Source organism: Asticcacaulis sp. (assembly GCF_027484505.1).
GTDB lineage: Bacteria > Pseudomonadota > Alphaproteobacteria > Caulobacterales > Caulobacteraceae > Asticcacaulis.
Window position 1 is genome coordinate 1 of sequence record NZ_JAIXSV010000150.1, and the last position, 2,823, is coordinate 2,823.

Here is a 2,823-nt window from a genome sequence, read left to right on the forward strand (position 1 = left end):
CAGAGAAGGTCACGACGCCATAATCGGGATATGGATCTGATGACCCGCATATTGATCGTGGATGATGATCCGGGCCTGCGCGGCCTGATCTCCACCTTCCTGGACCGGCACGGTTACCGGACCGACACGGCCGGCAATCCGCCTGAAATGCGGGCCAAGCTGGCTGCCGGGACCTACGACCTGATCGTACTCGACGTGATGATGCCGCAGGAGGATGGCCTGACGGCGCTGAAAGGGCTGGTGGCCGGCGGGGGCCCACCTGTCATCATGCTGTCGGCCGTGGGCGGCGATGTGGACCGGATCGTCGGCCTGGAAATGGGGGCGGAGGATTACATGGAAAAACCATGCAATCCGCGCGAGTTGCTGGCCCGCATCCGCACCGTCCTGCGCCGCAGCCGGGGGGCTGCCGCCCCGGTGGAGCCCGTGCCGACCTCCCCTGCCCCGGTGGCGGTGGAAAGCTGGATCGGGTTTGCCGGCTGGCGCATGCAGCCCGACAGCCGCATGATCTCTGCTCCATCAGGCCAGGATGTCACCCTGTCGGATGCGGAGTTCCGCCTGCTGCGCGCGCTTGTCGACCATCCGCGGCGGGTGCTGACCCGTGATCAGCTTCTGGATTTTGCCCATGGCGAAAGTGCTGACCATTTTGACCGCGCCATTGATGTTCAGATCAGCCGCCTGCGCCGCAAACTGGCCGCCGCCGATGACAGTGCCGAACTGATCCGCACCGTTCGCAACGAAGGCTACATGTTTGTCCCGGCCGTCACGCGATAGGGATTGCGGCATTGCCGCCACACCCCGCCGGTACCATGATGCATCCGCTTCGTCATAATTTTTCAGGCGACATAATATAACGATGCCAAACGGGCCGCTGACACACGCCTGACATCCCCGGGCAACATCGCCCCGCCATTCCTTGGGCCGCGAACGGCGGTGCCCCCGTCGGCCACCCCCGAAACGGAGACAAGAGATGAGCGAACATCACATCGAAGATCATGACCGTGGTCTGCTCTTCGACCTGGAAACCCTGAACAGCCGTATCCTGGAACGCCGCCGCGCCCTGTCGCTGCTGGGTGGTGCCGGTCTGGCGGCTTTGCTGAGCGGCTGCGGCGGTGGCGGGTCGGACAGCACCAGCAGCACCGCCACAACCACCACGACCACAACGGGCAGCACCGGCAGCACGGGCACCACCACCGGCGGCGCTTGTGTTGATTACGCCACCGAAACCAACGGCCCCTACCCCGCCGACGGCACCAATACTTCCAGTGGCGCCACGTCCAATGTGCTGACCTCTTCCGGGGTCATCCGGTCCGACATCCGGTCCAGCTTCATCAGTTCGACGACCCAGGCGACGGGTGTGCCGATGACGCTGACCATCACCTTGCAGAATTCCACGGGCTGCACACCGCTCTCGGGCTATGCGATCTATATCTGGCACTGCGATGCGAACGGCAGATATTCGCTGTACGACCTGCCGACCGAAAGCTATCTGCGCGGGGTGCAGATTTCCGACAGCAATGGCCAGGTGACCTTCACCACCATTGTGCCCGGCTGCTACATGGGCCGCTACCCGCATATCCATTTCGAAGTGTTCACCAGCCAGGCCGCCGCAACCAGCGGCACGGGCCGCACCGCCGCCCTGATCTCGCAATTTGCAGTGCCGGGCAGCGTCTGCGCCACTGTCTATGCCGCTGGCGGTTATGGCACCAGCACCGCAGCACTGAACGCCATCACGCTCGCCAGCGACAATGTCTTCGGCGACAATACCGCCGCCCAGATCGCGGCGCAGACCATCGCCATGACCGGCAGTGTCAGTGCCGGTTACGCAGGCACCGTGACGGTCGGCGTTTGACGGCGGGGGCTGGTGGCGTTTCCCTTTCGCAGGGGCGTGCCCTCAGCCTATCCTGTCGCTGATTTCCTGGCAAAGGGTGGCGGCACTGTTCAAGATAACCAATCCCCTGGCCGGGCGGCCCCTGTTCATCCGCATCTTTGTCCTGATGCTGGCGGGTGTGCTGCTGGCCCAGGCGTTGAATTTTCTGCTGCTGCTGGCCGCCCCCATGCCGCCGCCCAGTCAGCATCTTCTGGCGGGCGTGGCGGAGAGCCTGCGTTCTGGACGTCCAGCACCGGGGTTCGACGTCACAGTGTCGCCGCATCCACCCCCCAATGCCGGTCCGCCCACCCGGCTGCGCGCCAACCGGCAATGGCTGGCCGACGCCCTGGGGGAGGATGAAAGCTTCATCCGGCTGGAACTGCGCGGGCCGGGACGCTCGGACCGACGGTGGTCGGAATCCCGGGATATTCCAGGCGGTTTCGATGGCAGCCGTCCCCCGCCCCCCCAGGGTGACCGGCCCCCACCGCCCGACGGACGGTTTGACGGCCCGGCCCCCGGACAGGGGCGGGGATCAAGGCCCGGTGGCCCCATGGACCGTGACGACGCGATCATCGGCGATTTCGCCGCCGCGCTGAAACTGCCCAGCGGGGAGTGGAGGATTGTGCAACCCGCGGGCGGGGGCTTGCGCGGCTGGTATCTGCGCATGCTCTACTGGCTGATCGCCGGCCTGGGTGTGGTGGTGCCGCTGGCCTGGTGGCTGGCGCGATGGCTGGCGGGTCCCATCGCCATGTTCGCACGCGCCGCCGAACAGTTGGGCCGCGACCCCGGCGCGCCGGCGCTCTCAACCAGCAGCGGCCCGCCCGAGGTCCGCGCGGCTGCCACCGCCTTCAACCAGATGCAGGAAAGGCTGCGCCGTTACGTGGAAGACCGCACATTGATGGTGGCCGCCATTGCGCATGACCTGCGCACGCCGTTGGCCCGGCTGGCCTTCCGCC

General features: G+C 66.1%; 3 protein-coding genes. All 3 read left to right on the forward strand.

From position 1 onward, the window contains the following. The first annotated feature begins 39 nt into the window (after nucleotides 1–39). Nucleotides 40–771 (forward strand): response regulator transcription factor, encoded by a 732-nt coding sequence (locus tag Q0072_RS09745; RefSeq protein WP_298329106.1) that lies wholly within the window; start codon nucleotides 40–42, stop codon nucleotides 769–771. 196 nt (nucleotides 772–967) lie between these two features. Continuing rightward, a complete protein-coding gene (locus tag Q0072_RS09750; RefSeq protein ID WP_298329108.1) occupies nucleotides 968–1,849 on the forward strand; it encodes an intradiol ring-cleavage dioxygenase in 882 nt (293 codons plus the stop codon). A gap of 76 nt (nucleotides 1,850–1,925) precedes the next feature. Further along, the coding region (locus Q0072_RS09755) for a HAMP domain-containing protein (RefSeq protein ID WP_298329110.1) at nucleotides 1,926–2,823 on the forward strand (898 nt) is incomplete at its 3' end.

What these genes read in the sequence shown, in the direction of transcription:
- Q0072_RS09745 (WP_298329106.1), top strand. Translation starts at nt 40, where the DNA reads ATGACCCGCATATTGATCGTGGATGATGATCCGGGCCTGCGCGGCCTG.
- Q0072_RS09750 (WP_298329108.1), top strand. Translation starts at nt 968, where the DNA reads ATGAGCGAACATCACATCGAAGATCATGACCGTGGTCTGCTCTTCGAC.